Origin of the sequence: Vibrio renipiscarius (assembly GCF_000827885.1) — a bacterium.
Classification (GTDB): domain Bacteria; phylum Pseudomonadota; class Gammaproteobacteria; order Enterobacterales; family Vibrionaceae; genus Vibrio; species Vibrio renipiscarius.
Window position 1 is genome coordinate 18029 of record NZ_JTKH01000021.1, and the last position, 25040, is coordinate 43068.

General features: G+C 45.5%; 22 protein-coding genes and 1 pseudogene. 8 read left to right on the forward strand and 15 right to left on the reverse strand.

Annotated features, from left to right (window positions below):
- Positions 1-144: 144 nt before the first annotated feature.
- Positions 145-516: a PilZ domain-containing protein gene (locus tag OJ16_RS11195; protein ID WP_040990685.1), complete on the forward strand. Its 372-nt coding sequence runs from the start codon at positions 145-147 to the stop codon at positions 514-516.
- A 9-nt stretch (positions 517-525) separates the two neighbouring features.
- Positions 526-1548, forward strand: a complete 1023-nt coding sequence (locus OJ16_RS11200; protein ID WP_040990687.1) for a M23 family metallopeptidase — start codon at positions 526-528, stop codon at positions 1546-1548.
- A gap of 96 nt (positions 1549-1644) precedes the next feature.
- Here OJ16_RS11200 and tyrA read toward each other — a convergent pair whose 3' ends face one another.
- Positions 1645-2772 carry a bifunctional chorismate mutase/prephenate dehydrogenase gene (gene tyrA / locus OJ16_RS11205; RefSeq protein ID WP_040990689.1) on the reverse strand — a complete coding sequence of 376 codons (1128 nt, stop codon included), beginning with the start codon at positions 2770-2772 and terminating at the stop codon, positions 1645-1647.
- A gap of 21 nt (positions 2773-2793) precedes the next feature.
- The gene (locus tag OJ16_RS11210) at positions 2794-3867 is read right to left on the reverse strand and encodes a 3-deoxy-7-phosphoheptulonate synthase (protein ID WP_040990691.1); all 1074 of its coding nucleotides are present in this window, start codon (positions 3865-3867) and stop codon (positions 2794-2796) included.
- Positions 3868-4111: 244 nt separating this feature from the next.
- Here OJ16_RS11210 and OJ16_RS11215 point away from each other — a divergent pair.
- Together OJ16_RS11215 and btsR are read left to right on the forward strand one after the other, a co-directional pair.
- Positions 4112-5586, forward strand: a pseudogene (locus OJ16_RS11215) (LytS/YhcK type 5TM receptor domain-containing protein).
- Between the two features lie 9 nt (positions 5587-5595).
- A complete protein-coding gene (gene btsR / locus OJ16_RS11220; protein WP_040990693.1) occupies positions 5596-6330 on the forward strand; it encodes a two-component system response regulator BtsR in 735 nt (244 codons plus the stop codon).
- Between the two features lie 152 nt (positions 6331-6482).
- Here btsR and nagZ read toward each other — a convergent pair whose 3' ends face one another.
- A complete protein-coding gene (gene nagZ, locus OJ16_RS11225) occupies positions 6483-7466 on the reverse strand; it encodes a beta-N-acetylhexosaminidase (RefSeq protein ID WP_040990694.1) in 984 nt (327 codons plus the stop codon).
- Between the two features lie 100 nt (positions 7467-7566).
- Between nagZ and OJ16_RS11230 the strand changes: the two genes are divergently transcribed.
- Positions 7567-8682, forward strand: coding sequence for an anhydro-N-acetylmuramic acid kinase (locus tag OJ16_RS11230; protein WP_040990696.1), 1116 nt, complete (start codon positions 7567-7569; stop codon positions 8680-8682).
- A 185-nt stretch (positions 8683-8867) separates the two neighbouring features.
- On the opposite strand, the gene OJ16_RS11235 is transcribed toward OJ16_RS11230, so the two are convergent.
- A complete protein-coding gene (locus OJ16_RS11235) occupies positions 8868-9215 on the reverse strand; it encodes a DUF2799 domain-containing protein (RefSeq protein ID WP_040990697.1) in 348 nt (115 codons plus the stop codon).
- 197 nt (positions 9216-9412) lie between these two features.
- Here OJ16_RS11235 and OJ16_RS11240 point away from each other — a divergent pair, with 197 nt between their 5' ends.
- On the forward strand, positions 9413-10915 hold the full coding sequence (locus OJ16_RS11240) for a carbon starvation CstA family protein (RefSeq protein ID WP_040990700.1): 1503 nt from the start codon (positions 9413-9415) through the stop codon (positions 10913-10915).
- Positions 10916-11009: 94 nt separating this feature from the next.
- On the opposite strand, the gene ispH is transcribed toward OJ16_RS11240, so the two are convergent.
- The 6 genes from ispH to murJ all read right to left on the reverse strand — a co-directional run bounded on the left by ispH (position 11010) and on the right by murJ (position 18706).
- Positions 11010-11975: a 4-hydroxy-3-methylbut-2-enyl diphosphate reductase gene (gene ispH, locus OJ16_RS11245; protein WP_040990702.1), complete on the reverse strand. Its 966-nt coding sequence runs from the start codon at positions 11973-11975 to the stop codon at positions 11010-11012.
- A gap of 22 nt (positions 11976-11997) precedes the next feature.
- Positions 11998-12426: an FKBP-type peptidyl-prolyl cis-trans isomerase gene (gene fkpB, locus OJ16_RS11250; RefSeq protein ID WP_040990703.1), complete on the reverse strand. Its 429-nt coding sequence runs from the start codon at positions 12424-12426 to the stop codon at positions 11998-12000.
- 193 nt (positions 12427-12619) lie between these two features.
- A complete protein-coding gene (gene lspA / locus OJ16_RS11255; protein ID WP_040990705.1) occupies positions 12620-13123 on the reverse strand; it encodes a signal peptidase II in 504 nt (167 codons plus the stop codon).
- Positions 13124-13237: 114 nt separating this feature from the next.
- Positions 13238-16078 carry an isoleucine--tRNA ligase gene (gene ileS / locus OJ16_RS11260; protein ID WP_040990707.1) on the reverse strand — a complete coding sequence of 947 codons (2841 nt, stop codon included), beginning with the start codon at positions 16076-16078 and terminating at the stop codon, positions 13238-13240.
- 64 nt (positions 16079-16142) lie between these two features.
- Positions 16143-17078, reverse strand: a complete 936-nt coding sequence (ribF, locus tag OJ16_RS11265; RefSeq protein WP_040990709.1) for a bifunctional riboflavin kinase/FAD synthetase — start codon at positions 17076-17078, stop codon at positions 16143-16145.
- A gap of 65 nt (positions 17079-17143) precedes the next feature.
- Positions 17144-18706 carry a murein biosynthesis integral membrane protein MurJ gene (gene murJ, locus OJ16_RS11270; RefSeq protein WP_040990710.1) on the reverse strand — a complete coding sequence of 521 codons (1563 nt, stop codon included), beginning with the start codon at positions 18704-18706 and terminating at the stop codon, positions 17144-17146.
- Between the two features lie 261 nt (positions 18707-18967).
- Between murJ and rpsT the strand changes: the two genes are divergently transcribed.
- Positions 18968-19228: a 30S ribosomal protein S20 gene (gene rpsT, locus OJ16_RS11275; RefSeq protein ID WP_040990713.1), complete on the forward strand. Its 261-nt coding sequence runs from the start codon at positions 18968-18970 to the stop codon at positions 19226-19228.
- Between the two features lie 64 nt (positions 19229-19292).
- On the opposite strand, the gene OJ16_RS11280 is transcribed toward rpsT, so the two are convergent.
- On the reverse strand, positions 19293-19589 hold the full coding sequence (locus tag OJ16_RS11280) for an ArsR/SmtB family transcription factor (protein ID WP_040990715.1): 297 nt from the start codon (positions 19587-19589) through the stop codon (positions 19293-19295).
- Positions 19590-19708: 119 nt separating this feature from the next.
- On the reverse strand, positions 19709-20599 hold the full coding sequence (gene nhaR, locus OJ16_RS11285) for a transcriptional activator NhaR (protein ID WP_040990717.1): 891 nt from the start codon (positions 20597-20599) through the stop codon (positions 19709-19711).
- A 412-nt stretch (positions 20600-21011) separates the two neighbouring features.
- On the opposite strand from nhaR, the gene OJ16_RS11290 reads away from it, so the two are divergent.
- A complete protein-coding gene (locus tag OJ16_RS11290) occupies positions 21012-22157 on the forward strand; it encodes a Na/Pi symporter (RefSeq protein WP_040991073.1) in 1146 nt (381 codons plus the stop codon).
- A gap of 387 nt (positions 22158-22544) precedes the next feature.
- Here the strand turns inward: OJ16_RS11290 and OJ16_RS11295 are convergent, their stop codons facing one another.
- Genes OJ16_RS11295 through OJ16_RS11305 form a run of 3 tightly spaced genes read right to left on the reverse strand, consistent with a single transcriptional unit; the run spans position 22545 to position 25040 of the window.
- Entirely contained in the window at positions 22545-23396 is an 852-nt protein-coding gene (locus tag OJ16_RS11295) for a thymidylate synthase (RefSeq protein WP_040990719.1), read from the reverse strand.
- Positions 23397-23405: 9 nt separating this feature from the next.
- Positions 23406-24230 carry a prolipoprotein diacylglyceryl transferase gene (gene lgt, locus OJ16_RS11300; RefSeq protein ID WP_040990721.1) on the reverse strand — a complete coding sequence of 275 codons (825 nt, stop codon included), beginning with the start codon at positions 24228-24230 and terminating at the stop codon, positions 23406-23408.
- 42 nt (positions 24231-24272) lie between these two features.
- Positions 24273-25040 (reverse strand): sulfite exporter TauE/SafE family protein, encoded by a 768-nt coding sequence (locus OJ16_RS11305; RefSeq protein ID WP_040990723.1) that lies wholly within the window; start codon positions 25038-25040, stop codon positions 24273-24275.

The following is a 25040-nucleotide window of genomic DNA, read 5'->3' on the forward strand; positions in this document are numbered from 1 at the left end:
AGGCCGCTATCATAGCGGCCTTTATTGTATACGGTTTAAATGGCGTTCTATAAAAATCGAACTCCATCACTAAGTGACAATAATTCGGCCAAAACAATCGCGATGCTCTGTTAAGCTAGCAACATTACATTAAGAGAAATCACTATGATTGAACGCCGTCGATTTTCACGCATCGTATACCAAGCCCTAGCCGTTGTGACTCAAGATAACATTCAAGTAAACGCCAATCTTAACGATCTATCGTTGCATGGATTGTTACTCGATTGCTCAAATCACACCTCGCTGGATCCTTTAAACCCGATCTCTGTACAGTTTCAGTTGCTTGATAGTGACATCACTATTCAACTGACCGGCAAGATTGTGGAGACTGTTCAAAGCCAAGTAAGAATAACGATTGAACAGATTGATATTGATAGTATCAGCCACATTAAACGCATGGTGGAATTGAACGTCGGAGATGATGAATTACTTCATCGTGAAATTGAGCACCTAACCGATCTCGGTAACGTCTCCTAACTAAGTTGTATGTCGAATAAAATACTTATTAGCATCCCTACCGATCAAGCTGTACAACACTTTTCGATCAGTAGAACCGCATTGCGCACCACATTCGCACTGATTTTTTTATTGATCACCGCATCTATTGGCGGGGTCACTTATTACTATCACCAGTCGACGTTGAAACTCGCCTCAAAACAGCAAGAAAACAAAACGTTATCTGAACAGCTCACGGAAAAAGAAACGCAATACGCAACGCTAGAGCAACTTCACGAAGAGCAACTAGACACCACTCATTCACTGTCTCAAGAGCTCGAAGAAAAACGCAATCAATTACAACTCCTCAGTAAACGCGTTTACGATGTTGAATCGGTACTGGGTTTGGCTTCAGAAAAAGAATTTGATGATGACAACATCGAATACCGCCTAGATGCCGCCGCTGTCGACTCAGCGGTTCGAGCGACGATGTTTCGTATGATTCCAAATGAATCGCCTCTGAATTACCAGCGTATCTCATCGTCTTATGGACGCCGAACAAACCCAATTACAGGCAAGCGTCATACTCATACGGGCATCGATTTAACCTGTAAAATGGGCACGCCTATCATCGCACCTGCAGATGGTGTTATTGAGACCGTAAGACCAAGCAAAAAAGGATTTGGCAACTTTCTCACGCTACGTCATTCATTTGGTTTTATGACCTCTTATGCGCACCTTAAAAATTTTAAAGTACGCAGTGGCCAGTTTGTCTCAAAAGGCGATGTAATTGCGCATTGTGGCAATTCCGGCAACTCCACCGGACCACATCTGCATTATGAAGTGCGCTTTTTAGGCCGCTCACTCAACCCGCAGTATACCATGGACTGGACACCAGAAAACTTTAATTACCTTTTTGAAAAAGAGAAGAAAGTGAAATGGGCACCACTGGTAAAACTGATTGATGACAATGTGCGTTTACAAGTCAATTTAACCAATAAGCCGACTATTGATCACTCCGTTGAGACCGCCAATAATGAACTCAACACCGACAGCACCGTCAGTGTTCAATAAACATTTTGCCTTACGTATTAAACAAAAAGCAGCCGATGGCTGCTTTTTGTTTTTATCTTCTTCGCATCACTGCGCCGATGTTTCACTGCCTTCTTTTTAGCGACGGTGAATAGAATCGTTGGCTTGCTTCAGTAGATTTTGGCTTTCGCTCATAAACTGTTGTGAGTATTCACCAAACCAATCGCTGACTTTATCAAAGCTCTCAATAAATGCCTGCTTATCTCGCCCATCCAGAATCTCTAGCGCTTCACCAAAACAGTGGTGGAACCGTTTGATCATTTCAATGTTCTCTTCCGAAGAGAAAATAATATCGCCATAGAGATTCGGATCTTGGCCAAACAGTCGCCCGACCATGGCAAGTTCCAAGCGATAGATTGGCGAGCTCAACTGTAAGAGTTTATCAATATTCGGATTTTCACGACTTAGATGTAGGCCGTAGGCAAAAGAGGTGAAGTGTCGCAGAGCTTGGATAAGCGTCATGCCATGATCATGCTCACTGGCATCGATTTGACACAAACTCGCCCCCCAAATAGCAAACTGCTTAAGTAGCCACTGGTAGTGCTCTTCGCCGCGACCATCACAGTAGACAATGACCTGTTTCGCTAAACTTGGTACATCAGGGCCAAACATTGGGTGTAACCCGACAACCGGGCCGCGGTGTGCATTTAGCATCGCTTGCAGTGGTTTGGTTTTTATTGAGGTCAGGTCGCATAAAATACAGTCATCAGGCAGCTGGCCCAATTTTTCAATCACACCCTCAGTGAGATGAATAGGCACGGTGACCACCACTAAACCTGCACCATCGAGAATCTCTTCTGCACGATGCCAGTCTTGACTGCCTAACACTTTGACTTGGTAACCCGACAAGGTAAACATTCGACCGAACAAACCACCGAGCTGGCCTTTCCCCCCGACGATCACCACCGAACGCAATTCGGGATTTAAACATTTAAAGCCCGAATCTTTTTCACTGGCGTAGGATTCACGCATCGTGCGACGAAGAATATCTTCAATCAATTGTGGTGGCACCCCGATTTTCTCCGCTTCAGCGCGGCGTGAAGCAAGCATCGCAGCCTCACGATCAGGAGCGTAAATAGGTAAGCCGTGCTCACTCTTTACTTCGCCGACTTTTTCTACCAGCGCTAAGCGCTCGGCAAGTAAATTCAATATTTGCTTGTCTACTGCATCAATCTGATCACGCAGTGTATTTAACTGTTCAGCCATGAATGTCCCTATCTAGCCCAATTAACCTTTTAAGCGATCTTGTAAAAACGGCACCAACTCACTGTGGGCGTGTTTTAATAGTGCCTCAGTTGCTGACCAATTGATACATGCATCCGTGATTGAAACCCCGTACTCCATCTCATAAAATGGCAGATCTGAAGACTGGCTACCTTCATTGATGTGACTTTCAATCATTACACCAATAATCGATTGATTACCTTCACGAATTTGGTGGATAACATCCTCGGCAACTAGGGGCTGGCGGCGGTAATCTTTGCGTGAATTCGCATGACTGCAATCGACCATCAGCGAAGCATCTAATCCCATCGCGGCCATATCTTGTTCGCATTCCGTCACCGACACCGAATCGTAATTGGTTTGTTTACCGCCACGCAAAATAACGTGACCATTAGGGTTACCTTGCGTCGTCAACAATGCGACTTGCCCTTCACTATTAATCCCCATGAAACGGTGACTGGAAGAAGCGGCTTGCATGGCATTGATTGCAGTAGAAAGACTACCATCGGTACCATTTTTAAAGCCAATCGGCATCGATAGACCGCTGGCCATTTCACGGTGGGTTTGCGACTCTGTCGTACGGGCACCAATCGCGGCCCAGCTAAAAGTATCCGATAGGTATTGCGGACTGATGGGATCAAGCGCTTCCGTCGCTAGAGGGATTTCCATTTCAGCCAATTCAACGAGCAACTCACGGCCGATATGTAAACCGTGTTCAATATCAAAGCTGCCATCCAAATGCGGATCATTGATTAGCCCTTTCCAGCCCACTGTCGTGCGCGGTTTTTCAAAGTAAACGCGCATAACAATATACAGCTGGTCACTCAACTCTTCCGATAGCGCTTTAAGGCGACGTGCATAATCCTTCGCCGCTTCGATATCGTGAATAGAGCAAGGACCGCACACGACGAGTAAACGGTGATCTTTTTTATGTATAATATCGGCAACCGTTTGACGAGACTGCTGAATAAAGTGGCGGGCCTTATCACTTAAAGGCAACTTCGCTTTCAGCGCTTGCGGGGTAATCAGCACCTGCTCGTCAATAATATTTACGTTACTCAATTCACTTTTTCGCATAACTACCACCTGTATATTTATATTTACACCCTCAAATTCCATTTAGCGAGGGTTAACAACAACTATAAAATAACAGGCTCAGATTAAATTTCAACCGTAAAGATAAGTAAACAACAATTGTAAACCAAAGTTTACACTGCATATTTTTTTGCTGCGAACACCTTCTTTTGTTACTTAGCCGGTATGCTCCACTGAGCTTCTTGATTAAACTACTGAATTATCATAATGAAAACAGGCTTACGATATGGAGCTCATCCTGTCATTGTTGCAACAGATGTGTGTTTACTTAGTCCTCGCTTACATGCTGAGTAAAACGCCAATTTTTCTGCCACTGCTCAATATCTCTAATCGTCTAAGTCATAAAATCAGCATTTACATTCTGTTTTCTCTTTTTTGTATTCTCGGCACCTACTTCGGCTTACAAATCAATGATGCGATCGCCAATACTCGCGCTATTGGGGCGGTCATGGGTGGCCTCTTTGGCGGGCCTGTGGTCGGTTTTTTTGTGGGCCTAACCGGGGGGTTACATCGTTATTCTCTCGGGGGGTTTACCGATATTGCCTGCGCAATTTCAACCACCGCCGAAGGTCTAATAGGCGGCCTGCTGCACACCTATTTATTACGGCGTGGCAAAGGCGTATTGCTGTTTAGCCCCAGTATTGTGTTTGCGATTACCCTATTTGCCGAATTGGTACAAATGGCGATTTTATTGATCGTGGCCAAACCGTTTGATCAAGCGTACGTTTTGGTGTCAGCCATCGCCGCGCCGATGATCATCACAAACTCCATTGGTGCGGCGTTGTTCATGAGTATCTTACAAGATAGAAAGACCATCTTTGAAGAATACTCCGCCACCTTTTCTCGCCGAGCGTTGAATATTGCAGAGCGCTCAGTCGGTATCCTCGCATCAGGGTTTAACAGCGAAAATGCCGAAAAAATTGCCCGCGTCGTCTATGAAGAAACCAAAGTTGGCGCGGTTTCCATCACCGATACAAACAAAATTCTCGCGTTTGTCGGCATTGGGGATGACCACCACAGGCCCGAGACGCCTATCTCATCGCAAAGCACTTTAGATGCGATTGAGCAGAACGACATTATCTACCTAGATGGAAAAGACAAACATTATCAATGCTCGCCCAAGCAGAAATCAAACTATTGCACGCACAAGTGAACCCACACTTCTTATTTAATGCGCTCAATACGATCAGTGCGGTGGTACGCCGCGATCCAGCCAAAGCTCGGGAATTGATTCAGCATCTATCGCAATTTTTCCGGAGTAACCTCAAACAAAATATTGAAGCGGTCACGCTCAAAGATGAGTTGGCTCATGTGAATGCGTACTTAACCATTGAAAAAGCACGCTTTACCGACCGTTTAGAGGTCGAGATCGACATCGACGCCAGTTTACTGCAACGTAAACTTCCCACCTTTACGTTACAGCCACTGGTGGAGAACGCGATTAAGCATGGCATCTCAAATTTATTCGAAGGTGGTGTGGTGCGTATCTACAGCCAGAATGAAGCGCAAGGCCAGCGTATCGTGGTCGAAGATAACGCAGGAAGTTATCTCGCCCCACAAGGAGAACATGCGGGTTTAGGCATGCAGATTGTCGCAAAACGACTAACCAACAAGTTTGGCCAAGTCAGCGATCTAACCATTGATGTTGTAAAAAATCAGTATACACGGATGAGTTTCCTCATTCCTAATGATGACCGTTAAGGATTAACCATGCTATCTGCACTTGTGATAGACGATGAATTGTTTGCTCGAGAAGAGTTAACTGAATTACTGGAAGAAACAGGACAAATAGAGGTCATCGGCCAAGCCAGCAATGCCATTGAAGGGTTAAAAAAAATTAACCAACTGAAACCGGATGTGGTGTTTCTTGATATTCAAATGCCACAAGTCACGGGCATTGAATTGCTCGGAATGCTAGACCCTGACACCATGCCTTACGTCGTCTTTGCCACCGCGTATGATGAGTTTGCGATTCAAGCATTTGAAGACAATGCCTTCGATTACCTTCTCAAACCGGTTGATACTCAACGGCTAGCAAAAACAGTGCAACGATTGATTAAATCAAGTTTGAACAAATCCGGTCAACACAGCCAGCAACAAGTGAATGCCATCGCGCCACAAAATCTTGACCAGGTGCCCTGCATTGGCCTCAATCGCATCATGATTATTCCAACACAAGAGATTGAATTTGCGTACAGTGATATCAGTGGCGTTCATGTACAAACCCCACAACAGTCCGCCACCAGCCAGTTAACGCTCAAAATACTGGAAGAAAAAACCCCTTTGGTGCGCTGCCATCGCCAGTATTTGGTCAACGTAAAAGCCATTAAAGAGATCAAGTTGCTCGAAAATGGATTGGCTGAAATTTTAACCCATAGCCAGCACCCCATTCCGGTGAGTCGTCGCTACTTAAAACCGCTGAAAGAACGCTTGGGCTTTCATTAAGAATGCAGCCCACAAAAGAGAAATGGCGCTTGATGAGTAAAAAGATCATCATAACCTCAATGCTCTCGGCCCGCTAAAAGACGGATGAATTAAGATCAAAAAGAGCCACATTTCATGGCTCTTTTATTATGCAGACGTTATACCAATAGCACTCAATCGAGCATGCGCTTCATCGCTTCAGAGGCTTGTCGCCACTTGTCACTGCTTTGTAGCTCGCTCAAAGAAAAAGACTGCTTCTTCAGTAGTCCCATCGCTTGTGGCGTTTCCATGATAGGCAGATTGTCCAAGACTTCTATTTGTGCATTTCGTTGGTTACACATCAAAATCATATCGCACCCCGCGACCAAAGCCTGATGCGAACGTTCGGCTGGGCCGCCCATGATTGCAGCGCCTTCCATCGTTAAGTCGTCCGAAAAAATAATCCCTTTAAAACCAAGCTGCTCACGCAACACTTGCTTTAACCAATACGATGACCCACTCGCGGGTTGATCATCATAATGCGGATAAATCACATGCGCTGGCATCATCGCATCCAGCGTGCCAGCGTCAATTTGCGCTTTAAAGATCGCCATGTCTTTTTCAAAGATGCTATCACGCTCATCATAAGGCGTTTCTAAGTGTGAATCTTCCAACACACCGCCATGCCCAGGAAAGTGTTTACCCGTCGTGGCCATCCCTACTGATTTCATACCACGCATAAACGCCGAGCTGTAGCGTAGGATGCTATCAACATCGTCACCAAAAGCACGATCACCTATCGCACGGCAGTCGTGGCCTTTATCCAAAACAGGCGCAAAACTTAAATCAACATCATGAGCAATCAGTTCTGCCGCCATAAGCCAACCGCCCAGTTCAGCCATCTGCTCGCCTTGAGCTTGCTCGCCAAATAATTTGGCGGCTGGAATTCGAGAAAAGCCGTCGCGAAAACGCTGAACACGCCCACCTTCTTGGTCCACACCAATTAAAATAGGCCGTTTTGCGGCTTTACGAATCGCCGTATTAAGGGCCAAGAGCTGTTGATTATCGTGATAATTGCGGGAAAACAGGATCACGCCCCCAACGGTTGGGTGCTGCAAAATCTCTTTATCTTCGGAGGTTAACTCATACCCAGCTACATCCAGCCATAACGGACCCATAATTTCTCCTAATTGCGGTCGATTTTCGCTATGGTTTCGAGGTTATTCTGATTGCTCTCGGTTTACAATGGATATGTCACCCTATAGGTAGAAATTGGATATGAGTACAAAACAACGCTTTATTGGTGTGATGTCTGGCACCAGCATGGACGGTGTCGACACCGCACTCGTCGAAATCGAAGGCAACCAAATTCAGTTATTGGCGGCACAAGATTTCCCAATGCCAGAGTCACTCAAGCAACGCCTGTTGAATATCTGTATCGGCCAACCCACCAGCTTGGCGGAAATAGGCGAGCTTGATCATTTACTTGGCCACCTCTTTGCCGATGCAGTCAATGCCCTGCTAAACGCCACCAATTGCCGCGCGGAAAGTATTACCGCCATCGGAAATCATGGGCAAACGGTCTACCATAGGCCGGAAGGTGATGCGCCCTTTACCATGCAATTAGGTGACGCCAACATTATTGCGGTCAAAACAGGCATTGATACCGTGGCCGATTTTCGTCGCAAAGACATGGCTCTGGGTGGCCAAGGCGCCCCTTTGGTGCCAGCGTTTCATCAATGCTTATTTACATCGACCGACTCAAGTGTGGTGGTATTAAATATTGGTGGCATTGCGAACATCTCCGTCTTGCGTCCTGATCAACCGGTGATTGGTTATGATACAGGCCCTGGCAACATGCTCATGGATGCTTGGACACAAAAACATCTCGGCCATAAATACGATGATGGGGCACAATTTGCGAAGAAAGGAGAAGTGAATCAAGATCTATTAACCGATCTTCTCAATGAAGCCTATTTTGCCCGCCAAGCCCCCAAAAGTACGGGACGAGAGCTATTCAACCTACCGTGGCTTGAGCAAAAACTGGCAACTCACACACTGTCTGCGCAAGATGTGCAACGTACCTTATGTGAATACACTGCGGTCACGATCGCCAACGACGTCGCGCGTTATACGCAGGGGAATAGTCCCGAGTTATTGGTCTGTGGCGGTGGAGTCCACAATCCTCTGCTGATGCAACGATTAGCGGAACAACTACCATCATGGTCGGTCATGTCGACTCAAGAGAAAGGGGTCGACAGTGACAACATGGAAGCCATCGCTTTTGCCTGGCTAGCGCAACGCCGCATACACAACCTACCGAGTAATTTACCTGAAGTCACCGGCGCGAGCCAACTCGCATCATTGGGGGTGCTGTATTATGCCGACAAATAAAACCCAAAAATAAAAATGCCCACAGCTAAAATATCGCCATACAACGGTGTATGGCGTGCGGCAAAATAAAACGACTAGAAAAGGAAAAAGGCTTGGGGATACCAAGCCTTTTTCATCACTAAGTGGTCTCGTACTGGCTTATATTTATCGATAACGAGCAAATATAGGCGTCACAAACAATCCCACTAATAATTATTTTGAGATTCAGCCCAGCCTCGCTGCCACTCCATGCGAAACTGCTGAGCGTCTTCGGTGCCTTCACACACCCCTTCGTAATACTGCCCTGACAGGCCAATTTGATAAGCAAAATTCGGGTTACAGTATTCTTTTACACCGGTTAAATAACCTTGATCATAATCGGCCTGGTTTGCCTCACCCAGCTTGACCAGATCCGAGATTGAACGCTCGGTATGACCACTCACGCCATCTTGATAACCGACTTGATACCAGTCACCCGATTTCGCCAATTCTTCCACCGAACTGGCGCAACCCGCCAAAATGGTGAGCAATGCCACTACTAGAACCTTTCTCATTGTTTTTCCTTGTTGTTCTGCCTGACCTTAGTGTAACCACTAATGGATACGATTGCCCACAAGCTCGGTATAAAAACCTCTCAATACCGATTAGAACCACTTAAATCGATATACGACCACTCACGCTTAAAGTCGATGTTTCTCGCTGATAAGACGTTTATTATCGATCATGAATACAATATCTAAGGGACAGAATTATGTTGTGGTTTTTAACCTGTGTCGCTGCATTGATCGGCGGTTACTTTATTTACGGTGCTTTCGTTGAGAAAGTATTTGGCATCAATGAACAGCGTAAGACTCCAGCGCACACGAAAACGGACGGCGTAGACTTTGTGCCAATGTCGACACCTAAAGTGTACCTGGTTCAATTACTTAACATTGCCGGTGTTGGCCCAATCTTTGGTCCAATCATGGGGGCATTATACGGCCCAGCAGCAATGCTATGGATTGTTATCGGCTGTATCTTTGCTGGCGCAGTGCACGACTATTTCTCTGGTATGCTTTCTATCCGCAATGATGGTGCATCTGTCCCTACGATTACAGGTCGTTACCTAGGCAATGGCGCCAAACATTTTATGAACATTTTTGCCATTGTACTGCTGCTTCTTGTTGGGGTTGTGTTTGTTTCCGCACCAGCAGGCATGATCACGAACCTTATCAATGAACAAACCAGCCTTGATGTCAGCATGACAACAATGGTCGTTATCATCTTTGCTTACTACATTCTGGCAACGATTGTTCCGGTTGATAAAATCATCGGTCGCTTCTACCCACTCTTTGGCGCATTGCTCATCTTTATGTCGGTTGGCCTTATCAGTGCGGTCGCATTCTCAAGCGAGCATCAGATTCTGGGCGGTTTTGAAGTGACGGATATGTTCACTAACCTAAACCCAAATGATATGCCGATTTGGCCTGCTCTGTTTATCACCATCGCGTGTGGTGCCATTTCTGGCTTCCACGCCACTCAGTCTCCACTGATGGCACGTTGTATGGAAAATGAGAAGAACGGACGCTTTGTTTTCTACGGCGCAATGATCGGCGAAGGCATCATTGCCCTAATCTGGTGTGCGATTGCATTGTCTTTCTTTGGCTCACTAGAAGCGCTACAAGAAGCCGTTGCAAATGGTGGCCCGGGTAACGTTGTTTATAGCGCGTCATTTGGCCTACTGGGTGTATTTGGTGGCATCATTGCCTTCCTAGGTGTGGTTATTCTACCGATTACCTCAGGCGATACGGCATTCCGTTCAAGCCGTTTGATCTTGGCTGAATACTTCAACATGGAACAAAAAACATTGCGCAACCGCCTATTGATGGCTGTACCTTTGTTTGTTGTCGGTGCGGTACTAACCCAAGTCGACTTCGGAATCATCTGGCGCTACTTCGGTTTTGCTAACCAAACAACGGCAGTAATGATGCTGTGGACAGCCTCGGCTTACCTGCTTCGTTACAATAAACTGCATTGGATCACCACGATTCCAGCAGTATTCATGACCGCGGTATGTGCGACCTTTATTCTGAACAACAGCACATTAGGCTTTGGCCTGCCAATGCAAATTTCAACCATCTCTGGTGTGATATTTGCGCTAGCAGCGATGGTGTATGTCATTAAAATTTCAAAAGGTAAAGGCGATAGCGACTTTGCTAATGAGACTCAAAAAGAAGAAGACACACCAGCAGACACCGAGAGCAAAACCGCTTAATCGCTACTCAATAAAAATAACAACGTTCGGCTTATCAATACAAAAGGCTCCCTCGGGAGCCTTTTGTTTATATGGATTTTATTTATCGAAGAGACTAATCAACCAGTTTGATTTGCAGCTCTTTTGGTACTTCAAAGAACATATTCTCTTCACGGCCTGACACTTCTTCAACTGAACGAGTGCCAACCAATTCCTTAATACGCTCAAGAATCTTGTTAACCAGTTCTTCTGGCGCAGAAGCGCCTGCGGTAACGCCGACCTTTGCTTTACCGTCAAACCATGCGCTATCGATATCTTCAGGACAATCGGTTAAGTAACCCGGCGTGCCGAGCTTTTCCGCCAGCTCTTTCAATCGTGTTGAGTTTGAAGAGTTTTTCGATCCCACAACAATGACAACATCAACATCACCCGCCATTTCACGCACGGCGTCTTGACGATTTTGCGTCGCATAGCAGATATCATCTTTACGCGGGCCTTGAATTTCTGGGAAGACGCGACGCAGTTCAGTGATCACATCCGCCGTTTCATCCACCGACAATGTTGTTTGACTCACGTAGTGCAATTCACTTGGGTCTTTCACCAAACTCAATAGTTTTTCCACATCTTGAGGCTTTTCAACCAAGTACATGCCACCTTCGAAGCTGGAGTACTGGCCCATCGTGCCTTCCACTTCCGGATGCCCAGCATGGCCAATCAGAACAACTTCCATGTGTTTACGGCTTGCACGCGCCACTTCCATATGGACCTTTGTGACCAACGGACAAGTCGCATCAAACACAGTCAGAGCGCGTTCTTTGGCTTCCTGACGCACCGCTTGTGAAACACCATGAGCTGAAAAAATCACGATGTTGTCATCAGGCACTTCACTGAGCTCTTCGACAAAAATTGCACCGCGTTGTTTTAGCCCTTCCACCACAAAGCGATTATGGACCACTTCATGGCGCACATAGATTGGTGGCTGATAAAGTTCTAATGCGCGCTCTACGATGCTAATAGCACGATCAACACCCGCACAAAAACCACGTGGGTTGGCTAACAGGATTTTCATTTCATTGCTCATGGAATTGTTATCTTCTTGGGTGTTATTCTACTGATAAAATTTCGACTTCAAAAGTCACATCTTGTCCAGCTAAAGGATGATTAAAGTCAACCGTGACCGAATCGCCAGCAATCTCGGTAATGATTCCGGGAATTTCCATACCATCACGACCACTAAACGCCATAATCGTACCGACCTCCACTTCAGCATCACCAACAAACTTAGCCCGATCCATATAATGAATATTATCCGGATTTGGCATCCCAAAAGCATCGGCTGCCGGCAGCTCTATCGCTTTTTGGTCGCCTGTTTGTAAACCAAATAAGCACTGTTCAAAATTTTGACTCAGGCTTCCATCACCAATTGTTAACTTAGCGGGTTTGCCCATGTTGTAAGTACTATCGGCAACAGAACCGTCTTTCATCTTAATCGTAAAATGCAATGTTACTGTCGATTGTTGAGCGATTATCATCACGTGACTGCTTCCTTGTCATTATTATTTGTTCTTCGTTAGACGAGATATTCATGTCGTTCGTGCTTATCGCCAAAATCGCGAAATGACTAAGGCTATGACGAGCGACAACGTCAAATAGGACCGTCTATTAAATGAAAAAGCGCCGTCTAAATCAACAGACAGCGCTTAGGGTTATTACATATTTATCAGATTAAGCGGTTTCTTGCTCTTTCTTGCGAAAGCCATCAAGAATAATCATCGCCGCGCCGATACAAATCGTACTATCGGCAAGGTTAAATGCCGGCCAATGATAGCTACCCCAGAAGAAATCAAGGTAATCGATCACGAAGCCATGCACGATACGATCAAAGACATTACCGATCGCGCCGCCGATGATCATCGCATAAGCAATGTTATTCCACTTTTCTTTCGCTGGTAGTTTGCTCATCCAATAAGTCAGCATCGCCGTCACCACAAACGCAATCGCGGTAAAGAACCAACGCTGCCAACCTGCTTGGTCACTTAAAAAGCTAAAAGCAGCGCCATAGTTATGAACATAGAGAAAATTAAAGAAAGGCAGAACCTCAACTCGATTCGCCCAGCCATAACCCATGTTGTCCATAACAAAGAGCTTAATGGCAATGTCCGCAACGAAAATTACGACAGCAAGCCAAAGCCAACGAACACCTGATTGTTTCAGAGAAAAGTCACTCATTTTCTTTTCAATCCCACTTACTGATTACCCAACTTGGTAACGTACTTGATAAAAATAACCCCAGTAGATACTGGGGCTATAAATTTTTAATAAAGTTCAATCACTAAAGCAGGATTACGCAAACTTGCGTACTTCGCCTTCACCATCAATGTTCGTTACACAACGACCACAAATGGTTTCATGTCCAGCGATGGTACCCACGTCCGCAGTGTGGTGCCAGCAACGGTCACACTTCTCGCCTTCTGAAGCAGCCACTTCAACCAACAGACCTTCAATGTCGGTCTCTTTCGCTGCATCTGTCTTCTCAGCCAGTGGTTTAATGCTCGCTTTTGACGTTAGCAATACGAAACGCAGTTCGTCTTCTAGCTTGTTGATCTTCGCCGCCAGTGCTTCATCAGCAAACAAAGTGATCTCAGCCTGTAGTGCGCCACCAATCACTTTCTCGCTACGTGCCGCTTCTAGAAGCTTGTTCACGCTGCCACGAACCGCTTGGATTTCTGCCCAGAATTCGTTGTTCAGTTCTTCGTTTTCAGCAAGACCGAATAGACCATCGAACCATTCGCCAGTGAAGACAAACTTATCGCGTTGACCTGGCATTTCGTTCCAGATTTCATCTGCAGTGAACGACATGATAGGCGCCATCCAACGAACTAGAGCTTCTACGATGTAGTAAAGCGCCGTTTGACAGCTGCGTTGAGCATGGCCACCACGTTTTGCGGTGTACTGACGGTCTTTGATGACGTCTAGGTAGAATGAACCCATTTCGATTGAACAGAATTGCATTAGACGCTGAGTCACGCCGTGCGTGTTGTACTCATCGTATGCTTTCACAATCTCTTCTTGAGCAGCCAGTGCACGACCTACCGCCCAACGATCCAATGCCACCATTTCTTCAGCGGGTACTAAATCAGTTTCTGGGTTGAAACCGTTTAAGTTTGCTAGAAAGAAACGCGCCGTGTTACGGATACGACGGTATGCATCTGCAGAACGTTTTAGGATTTCATCTGAAACCGCAACTTCACCAGTGTAGTCTGTTGACGCAACCCATAGACGAAGAATATCCGCGCCTAGTTTGTTAGTTACATCTTTTGGTGCCACAACGTTACCGATAGATTTAGACATCTTACGGCCATGACCATCAACCACGAAGCCGTGCGTTAGTACTTGTTTGTACGGTGCTACGTCTTTCATCGCAATAGATGAGATCAGTGAAGATTGGAACCAACCACGGTGTTGGTCAGAACCTTCAAGGTATAAATCCGCACTGTGACCGTTAAATTCTTCACGAGAATCAACGACAGAGTAGTGCGTCACACCTGAGTCAAACCATACGTCTAGTGTATCAAGCACTTTTTCGTAGTTTACAGCGTCATCAGCGCCCATCAGTTCAGCTGCATCTACATCCCACCAAGCTTGAATGCCTTTCTCTTCAACTAGTTTTGCTACTTTTTCAATTAGCTCTAGTGAGTTAGGGTGTAGTTCAGCCGTTTCTTTGTGAACGAATAGAGCAATTGGCACGCCCCAAGTACGCTGACGAGAGATACACCACTCAGGACGACCTTCAATCATACCTTCGATGCGGCTTTGGCCCCATTCTGGCATCCACTGAACACCTTTGATTGACTCTAGTGCTTTTGCACGTAGGCCAGCTTGATCCATCGAGATGAACCATTGTGGTGTTGCACGGAAAATGATTGGAGTCTTATGACGCCAGCAGTGTGGGTAGCTGTGCTCGTAAGCGTGGTGATGCAGTAGCGCGCCTTTTTCTTTAAGCACTTCAAGAACTGAATCGTTCGCTTTGAAAACGTGTTGACCTGCAAATAACGGAGTATCTGGTAGGTAAACGCCGTTTGAACCCACTGGGTTTGCGACTTCTAGGCCGTACTTTTGACCCACTACGAAGTCTTCTTGACCGTGGCCAGGAGCAGTATGCACGACACCAGTACCTGATTCTGTTGTTACGTGATCGCCAAGGATCGCCGGAACAGTGAAATCGTAGAACGGGTGATTAAATTGCAGCAACTCAAGATCCGCACCTTTAGCAAAGCCAAGGTTATGGAAGTGTTCGATGCCAGCACGATCCATCGCATCTTTCGCAAGCTCAGCCGCGACGATGATACGTTGAGCAGGCACATCGCCATTCGCTTCAACTTGGATCAATACGTATTCTAGATCGTCACGTAGACAAACCGCGCGGTTCGCTGGAAGCGTCCAAGGCGTTGTCGTCCAGATAACGATTGAAAGCTCACCTTCACCAGCGTGGTTATCCGCTAGAGCGAATTTCGCCAATACTGCCGCTTCATCTGCCGCAGCAAATTTCACATCGATAGATGGAGAGACTTTATCTTTGTACTCAACTTCCGCTTCAGCCAATGCTGAACCACAATCTGTACACCAGTGAACAGGTTTGAAACCTTTTAGCAGATGGCCTTTATCAGCAATCTTGCCCAATGCGCGAATGATGTTTGCTTCAGTCACAAAATCCATGGTGCGGTATGGCTTATCCCACTCGCCCATGATGCCAAGACGTTTGAAGCTCTCTTTTTGACCTTCAACTTGACCCGCAGCGTATTCGCGACATTTCTCACGGAATTCTGCTGCCGTTACTTTCTGGCCTGGTTTGCCTACTTTCTTCTCTACCATCAATTCGATTGGTAGACCGTGGCAGTCCCAACCTGGAACGTACGGAGCATCAAAACCCGAAAGCGTTTTGGATTTAATAATAATGTCTTTAAGAATCTTGTTTAGCGCGTGACCAATGTGAATATCACCGTTGGCGTATGGAGGGCCATCGTGTAATACGAAAGATTTTTTGCCTTTCTTCGCTTTACGGATTTCACCGTAAAGATCTTCTTTATACCAACGTTCAAGCATTTCTGGCTCACGATTGGCCAGATTACCGCGCATTGGGAACCCTGTATCAGGTAGGTTCAGGGTATCTTTATACTCACTCATCGATTCTTAATTCCGTTGTATTGGGCGAAAGTTAGACATTATGGTTAACGGTGGAATAAACCGATTAACGCTTAAACTGACGCAGCCACACCCTTGCTGCCTCAGCATCCAATTCAATTTGCTGTTTTAAAGCCTCGAATGAATCAAATTTATGTTCATTGCGAAGCTTTTGTAAAAGCACTATTTCTAGCTGTTTACCATATAAATTGGCTTGGAAGTCAAATAAGTGTACTTCCAGTTGTTGGCGAACGCCATTGACGGTTGGTCTTTGACCGATGTTCGCCACCCCTCCTATCACTTGTTCACCAAGCCCCAGCGCCTGTACGACATACACGCCTGAAACGGGTGAAACGCAGCGTTTAAGAGGGATATTTGCCGTAGGAAAACCAATGGTTCTCCCCAGCTTGCGGCCATGTGAAACACGGCCACTAATACTGTAATCACGCCCCAACATATGTGCGGCGGCAGGTAAGTCATCTTGCGCAAGCGCATTACGGATGGCAGTACTGCTGACGCGCAGTTGTTGCAGACAAAAACTTTGCGTACTGACGACTTCAAAGCCGTAACGTTTTCCCGCTTTTTGTAGCATCGCAAAATCACCTTTGCGACCGCGACCGAAACAAAAGTCATCACCAATAACGAGAAACTTAACACCCAATCGCTTGACCAACAAGTCGGTAATAAACTCATCCGCTGTTAAGCTGGCAAAGTAGGCGTTAAAACTCACGCAAAGCAAACGATCGATATCCAACTTATTCAGTTGAACAAATTTATCTCTCAATCGTGTTAAACGCGCCGGCGCTTTGTCTTTAGCAAACAATTCCAAAGGCTGAGGTTCAAACGTCATCACCATTGAAGGTAGATTTAACGCCTTGGCTTTCTGTGATACTTGTTCAAGTACCACTTGATGACCAAGATGAACACCATCAAAGTTTCCTATGGTGAGCACACACCCTTGGTGGTGTGGCTGAATATTGTGAATACCTCGAATCAGTTCCATTGGAAGTTGCTCAATGCCTTTTCAATTTGCACGACGTGAAACCGACGGATTATATACAATTGCGGTTACTCTGTCGCTGCTTTTAGATCTTTAAGACGCACGCCTAACACGAGAAGACAGAGAAGATAAACCCCAGCGCCAAGACCAATTAATAAGGTCAATGACATCACTCGCTCAACAAAACTCCAGGCCAGCCAAACATTGATTTCTTCCAGCTGCCAAACAAGCGCGGCCACCATCGCACCACCAGCAATCGCCAAGCGAGCAATGAACAACAGCGTCTTTTTGCTTATCTGGTAAACACCTTGTAGATGCAAACCTCTATAAAGCAGTGCCATATTCACTAACGCTGACAATGCCGTGGCCATTGCAAGACCAACATAACCATAGAAATAAGCAAAGATAGCGTTAAAAACCATGTTGGTCGTCATTGCGACAATGCCGTACTTCACTGGCGTTTTAGTATCTTGGCGTGAGTAGTAGCCTGGCGCGAGCACTTTGATCAACATGAAGTTCAAAAGGCCCGATGCATAAGCAAAAAGAGAAAGAGAGGCTTGCTGCACATCATGGGGAGAAAACTCACCACGCATGAACAACACCATCAACATCGGCTTAGCGAGCACCATTAAACCTAACATGGCCGGTAAACCCAATAAGATCACCATGCGTACGCCCCAATCCATCGTACTCGCAAAGCCTTCGCTGTGCGCGTCAACGTGCTTGCGTGATAACGCTGGTAAGATCACGGTGGCAATCGCAATACCAAAAAGCCCCAAAGGAAATTCCAATAGGCGATCTGAATAATACAGCCAACTGATCGAGCCGGTTTGTAAGAAACTCGCAATAAAGGTATCAAGCAATAAGTTAATTTGACTCACCGACACCCCAAATAGCGCAGGGATCATCAGGGTGCGGATTTTCACCACTCCCGGATCTCGCCAACCCCATTGAGGTTTCACCATCACTCCGGCTTTGATTAGGAATGGGATTTGAAAAAGAAATTGCACCAAGCCGCCCAGAAAGACGCCAATCGCCAAACCAATTTCAGGCTGTGATAACTGTGGCGCAATAAACCACGCCGAGAAGATAATCATCACATTGAGAAAAACAGGGGTAAAAGAGGAAACGGCAAATTTTCCGAGGGTATTCAATATGGCTCCAGAGAGCGCGACAAACGTGATGAACCATAAATAAGGGAAGGTAATTTTGAGCATAAAGCTCGCCAACTCAAATTTTTCCGCCGAAGGTCCGCCATTTAACCAATCCAAAAACCAGCCAAAACCAAATAATGCCGTTACCACACCAGAGCCTAAAACACCGAGTAAGGTAACAATAGAGACAATCACCCCTAATGTCCCTGCTGCACGGGCAATCAACTGACGGGTCTTATCCATGTCACCTTGAGCGTAGTTTTCCGTTAGAACCGGAACAAAAGCTTGAGAAAAAGCCCCTTCCGCAAACAGACGGCGCAAAAAGTTCGGAATTTTATTGGCAAAGAAAAAAACATCCGCGCTCGCGCCTGCTCCCATTAAATTGGCCACAACGACATCACGAACTAAACCTAACACACGAGAAATCAAAGTCATCGAGCTGACGATCATGCCTGACTTAAGTAGACGTTTACTCACAAACACCTCAAAAATATGCAATACTTGCTGAATCTGACCTAATTAGATGAAGGAAAGTCAGATTCAAGGCAGATAAGTATTAGCATTGAAAAAAAAATACTGATAGAATCCCCGCCATCTTAACCGTGATGACTCGTTGAATCCAAAATTTGTTTTGGCTAAGACTGGTTTTTGCACAAATCAATTGACATTTCGGCGCAAATAAGGGATATTCCCTGCCCTTAAATTGTCACCGAACTAAAGTTTTTGGGAGTTAGACCCTTGGCAAATAGTAAATCTGCTAAGAAGCGCGCTATCCAAGCTGAGAAACGTCGCCAGCACAACGCTAGCCGTCGTTCTATGATGCGCACTTACATGAAGAAAACTGTTGCTGCTATCGAAGCAGGCGACAAAGAAGCTGCAACTACTGCATTTGCAGCAGTTACACCAATCCTAGACCGCATGGCGACTAAGGGCCTTATTCATAAGAATAAAGCTGCTCGTCACAAGTCTCGTTTTGTTGCTGCGATCAAAGCTCTTTAATTAGAACTCTGATTCCCAGTAGATAAAAACCGGCTCTCGCCGGTTTTTTTATATCTAAAATTTGTCAACTCTGACAATAAATATTGTGTAAAAGCTCTATCATCGATTTTACCTCATCACTGCTCAGGGTGTAATAGACGGTTTGAGCCTCTTTACGAGTATGCACCAACCCATCACGACGCAACCAAGCTAAGTGTTGAGACAATGCCGATTGGCTTAATGCTAACTTACTGCACAACTCGCCGACCGACATTTCTTTATTATGTAACAAGCAAAGAATCTGCAAACGCCGTTCATTCGCCATCGCTTTTAACAACACCACCGCTTGGGTCGAGTTTTTTTCCATCTCTTGCACATTCATCCAGCGTGACTCCTTGGAACAGCAAAACTTCTCACAAGAGGTTTTGGGTACTTTTGGGCTAAATAATCAATTAGATGTCTCAATGATGTTAATCGATTTAGTTTGATGAGTAAAAGCCATCAATTAAATAGAGTGTTAAAATTGGCATCACACACGTTTTTTACCGCAGGGTGCTGAATCATTCTCTCTGCAAATATGACGTAGTACTCTTCTTTCAGCTCTTCGATATGACCAATCATCTGCAATGAGATGTCATCGCCGACTTCATTCATATACAAGGTCGGTGCTAAAAAAATCACATCCGGGTGATAACGAGCAAAAGCTTTCATCAGCGCCACATCATCAAACTCACCCAAAATGTTAGGCTGAATACCTTGCCGATCAAACCATTCGAGTACTTTACGCCCCATCGCCGTTCGACTTCCTGGGATCAAAAGCTTGCGTTGCTCCAATATCGCTGGAAACGAAGCATTATCTACATTGCCTGAGCAGAAGAAACTCATGCAACTCTCGCCCAGTTTTTTACTAAATAAACCCGGGCTTTGCCCAGAGTCAACGGGGCAATCAGAGAGGATCATATCCAACTTGTGCTGAGCCAATTGCTCTAATAGCATTTCGTGCGTCGACTCAAAGCAACGCAAATGAATGCTATTGTCACTCGGAACCGTGGTCAGCAGAATTTTGCTCACCAGACGCTTTGACAGCGCATCCGCAACCCCAACATCAAATAAAATATTCGAGTGCTGACTGTAATTGACAATATCGAGCATTTCATAGCTCAGGCCAAACATGCGATCGGCGTATTTAAAGACCAACTGACCTAACTCCGTTGGTTCAACGCTGCGCCCGTTACGTTTGGTCAACTTACCATCAAGACGATCTTCCAGAGCTTTGATCTGCCCTGTCACCGTTTGAGGCGTGAGAAATAAAGCTTCTGCCGCTTTGGTGACTGAACCTTGCTTGCAGACCATCCAAAAATAGTACAAATGGTTGTAATTTAAGTGGGACATAAGTGTGCTTGGGTTATGAAATCTCTGCTCTAGGTTATAGCAGAAGCAAAAAATGACAGCAATGATTCGTTATAAACGAAGTTAAACGCATTTTTTGTAAGTTTTACCGAACTTTAAAAATCATTTATGACAGTCAATTGTCATAAATATCAAAATTTCAGAGAAATATTTCACTTATTTGATAAATATCTCGACTCATCCCCCACTTAAATGAAACCAATTTAATCATTTAAAATCAATAATTTAGACCGCATGTATATCCCCGTATACATAGTTAACTCCCCATACATCATAAAATTCGATTTGTTACATCGAACTGTAATATTACTGAAATATTTCCACTCTAGTATCGGCCTCAGATTAAACATACAGACCAAAACGAAGATTCTAACGGTCAATGGAGAAAATTATGATGAACCAAGCTACTTCTGCAGCTGCACCAATTTCGAGCACTACTCGCTGGTTACGCTGGGCTAACTTGGCATTCATGTTGTACTTACTACTGCTTGCAGTATCTATGGTAGGTACAGGTTTTAAATGGTCAGTCGGTGATCAAGCGCGCGTTCTTTTTGAATTTGCATCGCACCCAGTCGCTGGCTTAATGATTGGTCTAGTTGCAACCGCACTTATTCAATCATCAAGTACCGTTACTTCTATTATCGTCGGCCTTGTTGCTGGTGGTTTACCTGTAGAGACAGCAATCCCTATGGTTATGGGTGCCAACATTGGTACAACCGTAACAAACACTCTTGTGTCTCTTGGCCACATGCGTTGTAAAGAAGAATTTAAACGTGCGTTTGCAAGTGCAACAATTCACGACTTCTTTAACCTGCTTGCGGTAGCTATTTTCTTACCACTGGAAATGATGTTCGGTATTCTGGACAAGATTTCTCATTGGTTGGTGTCTCCATTGCTTGCAACGGGTGACATGAGCATGGGCGGATTTGACTTTGTTAAGCCAATTACAAAACCTGTAATCAGCGCAATCCAAGGCCCTCTAAGCACATTTGGTAACACCGTTGGTGGCGTATTACTGATTGTTCTAGGTATCGCAACTATCTTCGTCGCTATCACTGTTATGGGTAAGCTAATGAAGGGCCTAATGGTTGGCCGTGCACGTGATATCTTAAAGAACGCAATTGGTCGTGGCCCTATCCACGGTATCGTTTCAGGTTCAATCGTAACGGTTCTTGTACAATCGTCTTCTACAACAACTAGCCTAATGGTTCCTCTTGTAGGTACTGGCGTGTTGAAAGTACGTGATGTTTACCCATTTACTCTTGGTGCGAACATCGGTACATGTATTACAGCACTACTTGCAGCAACAGCGGTATCAGGTGAGTTCGCCGTGTTCGCACTGCAGATTGCTCTAGTACACCTAGTGTTCAACCTAATGGCGACGGTATTCATCTTTGGTATTCCGTTCCTACGTGAGATTCCAGTGAAGTGTGCTGAGTTCCTTGCAGAAATGGCAATCAAAAACAAAGCCGTGGTTGCAGCGTACCTACTGTTCGTCTTCATCGTGCTACCAGGTACAATCCTAGCGCTGACTGTATAATTAAACGTACAACATCTTTGCTTGCTAAGCCCTCGACGAAAGTCGGGGGCTTTTTTGTATTTAAGGATTAGAGAACGCGGTATCGTGATAAAGACATTATAGTCTTCCCCAGAAATCGTCTCTCTTAACGTCATGCTTTGTCGTAAATGACACTGCACAACCATTGCTACTCTCTAACCTATCGGCCTCTTACGTCCTAGCACACGCCAACGCTAATACCTCAAGGGAACTCGCCCCCTCTTGGATAGAAACACCCCCCCCTTTTTGATTATCCGATCTCAGGTTCCCGCCTTTCTTCTGGCAAAAAAAAGACTGACACATGGTCAGTCTTCGCTTCGTTTTATTAGGCGCCTAGTTATTGCGCGCCTAGTTATTGCGCGCCTAGCACTACACCGAGAATGGGAATTGAATCGGCTCGTGAGATTCATAACCTTCAACCCAGAAATCGTCTAGCGTGACCCAGGTTTCCAAATCTTCAAGCGATTTAATCTCAGGATTGATGTGGAAAGTCGCAGGCGCTAGCGGCTCACGCTTTAGCTGCACATCACGCATCAACTCAAGTTGGTCTTCATAGATATGAGCGTTCACAATCTTATGGTAAGCCACACCCGCTTTTTTGCCGGTGATTTGCGCCATAATCGCCAAGAACACATACACCTGAACCATGTTGAAGTTAAGGCCGAGCGGAACATCACATGAACGTTGCGTACTATTTAAATAAAGCGTATCACCTAATAATGAAAAGTGATGGCTGTACATGCACGGACGTAAACAACCCATATGAAACTCGCCCGGATTGTAGAAATTAAGAATTTCACCACGGTCATCCACACCACGCGTCAAATCATCCACAATTTTACGCAGCTGATCGATATGACCGCCATCCGGCTTCGCCCATGAACGACCTTGAACGCCATACACTCGACCCATATCGTCTTCACCTTTACGGTGAGCGTTGTTGAGCCAGGCATCATTTAAGTTCGCATTCGCATCCCATGTTTTAGTGCCTAGCTTACGGAAATCTTCCGCATTGTCGTAGCCGCGAATATAACCAAGTAATTCCGCGACAGCTGACTTCCAAAAGCTCTTACGCGTGGTGACCAGCGGAAATTGGTTGTTAGCGACATCATAGGTCAAATCGGCATTGATCACCGTAAGACAACGCTTACCGGTACGCTCATTCGCGATCCATTCACCCTGGTCAACAATGCGCTGACAAAGTTCTAAATATTGTTTCACACCAATTCCTTATTTTGCATTTTGTTGGGGTAATTCATCTTGGTAATGGCCACGCTTGTAGGCCCAAACCATCATTAGAATACCAGCAAGAACCATCGGCAGTGACAGGATTTGTCCCATCGAGATAAAACCACCAAACAGGCCCAAATGCGCGTCAGGCTCACGTACATATTCCACTAAGAAACGGAATGAACCGTAACCCGCAAGGAACAAGCCCGAAACGGATCCAAGAGGGCGCGGTTTTTTAATAAACCAATTAAGAATGAAAAACAGCACAATACCTTCCAGTGCCATTTCATAAAGCTGAGAAGGATGACGCGGCAACGGTCCGCCATTTGGGAAAACAATTCCCCAAGGCACATCGGTGACTCGTCCCCACAACTCACTGTTCATAAAGTTACCCATGCGCCCCATACCTAAACCAAATGGTACAAGTGGTGCAATAAAATCGGCCACACCAAAGAAAGTGCGGCCATTTTTACGCGCATACCAGAACATGGCAGTAATCACGCCGAGTAAACCACCGTGGAACGACATGCCGCCAGTCCACACTTTAAATAGGTAAAGCGGATCTTGTAAGAAAAGATCGAAGTTATAAAACATCACGTAGCCAACACGACCACCGATCACCACACCTAAAAAGCCAGCAAACAAGAGATCAGACACCTGATCACGAGTCCAGCCACTACCTGGTTTATCCGCACGGCGATTTGCCAGCCATAGAGCAAAAGCAAAACCGATCAAATACATCAAGCCATACCAACGAATGGAAAGTGGACCGATGGAGACGAGAACAGGATCGATATTAGGAAATTCAAAGTATCCTTGAGACATAAACAGGTAACTCTTTTAATGATTGATTTAGGTGAGATTACGTTATAGCAGCATAGTTCCCGCTACGAACATCAAAAAGACGGCAAAGATTTTTTTCAATACAGCGGTAGGCAACGATGTCGCGAGCCTTGCGCCAATTCGAGTGGTCAACATTGATGTCGACGCAATCGCAGCTAATGCCGGTAAATAGACATACCCAATGCTGTAAGCTGGAAGATTTTCTGCACTATAGCCATTGAGAACAAAGCCTATCATGCCTGAGATAGCAAGAACACAACCGCACACCGATGAAGATCCGACGGCCTTACGCATTTCGACACCATGACGATTCAAAAACGGCACCGATAACGAACCGCCACCAATACCCGCTAAGCTTGAAACGAGACCAATCAATGAACCATAAAATGTCGTCACCTGACTAGAAGGCATATTTCGCTGTGTGGTGCTTTTCATCGACAGCAACATCTGCAGAGCTAGGCACAATACAATGATACCAAAGACTTTCGGTAGGTAGTGAGAAGGGATCCATTCAGCAAGATTAGCGCCAATAAAGCCACCAATAACGACGCCCGGCATCAACCATTTAATGACAAACATATCGACATTGCCGAGCTTCAAATGATTTAAAGCCGAAGAACCGGATGTCACAATGATCGTCGCTAAAGAAGTGGCGAGCGCAATATTCATTGTAATCGCGGCATCGATACCCGCTTGTGGCAGCAAAATCAACAAAGCAGGCACCACGATCAACCCGCCACCAATGCCCAATAATCCAGCCATGACGCCGACAAATGATCCCAACAATAACAT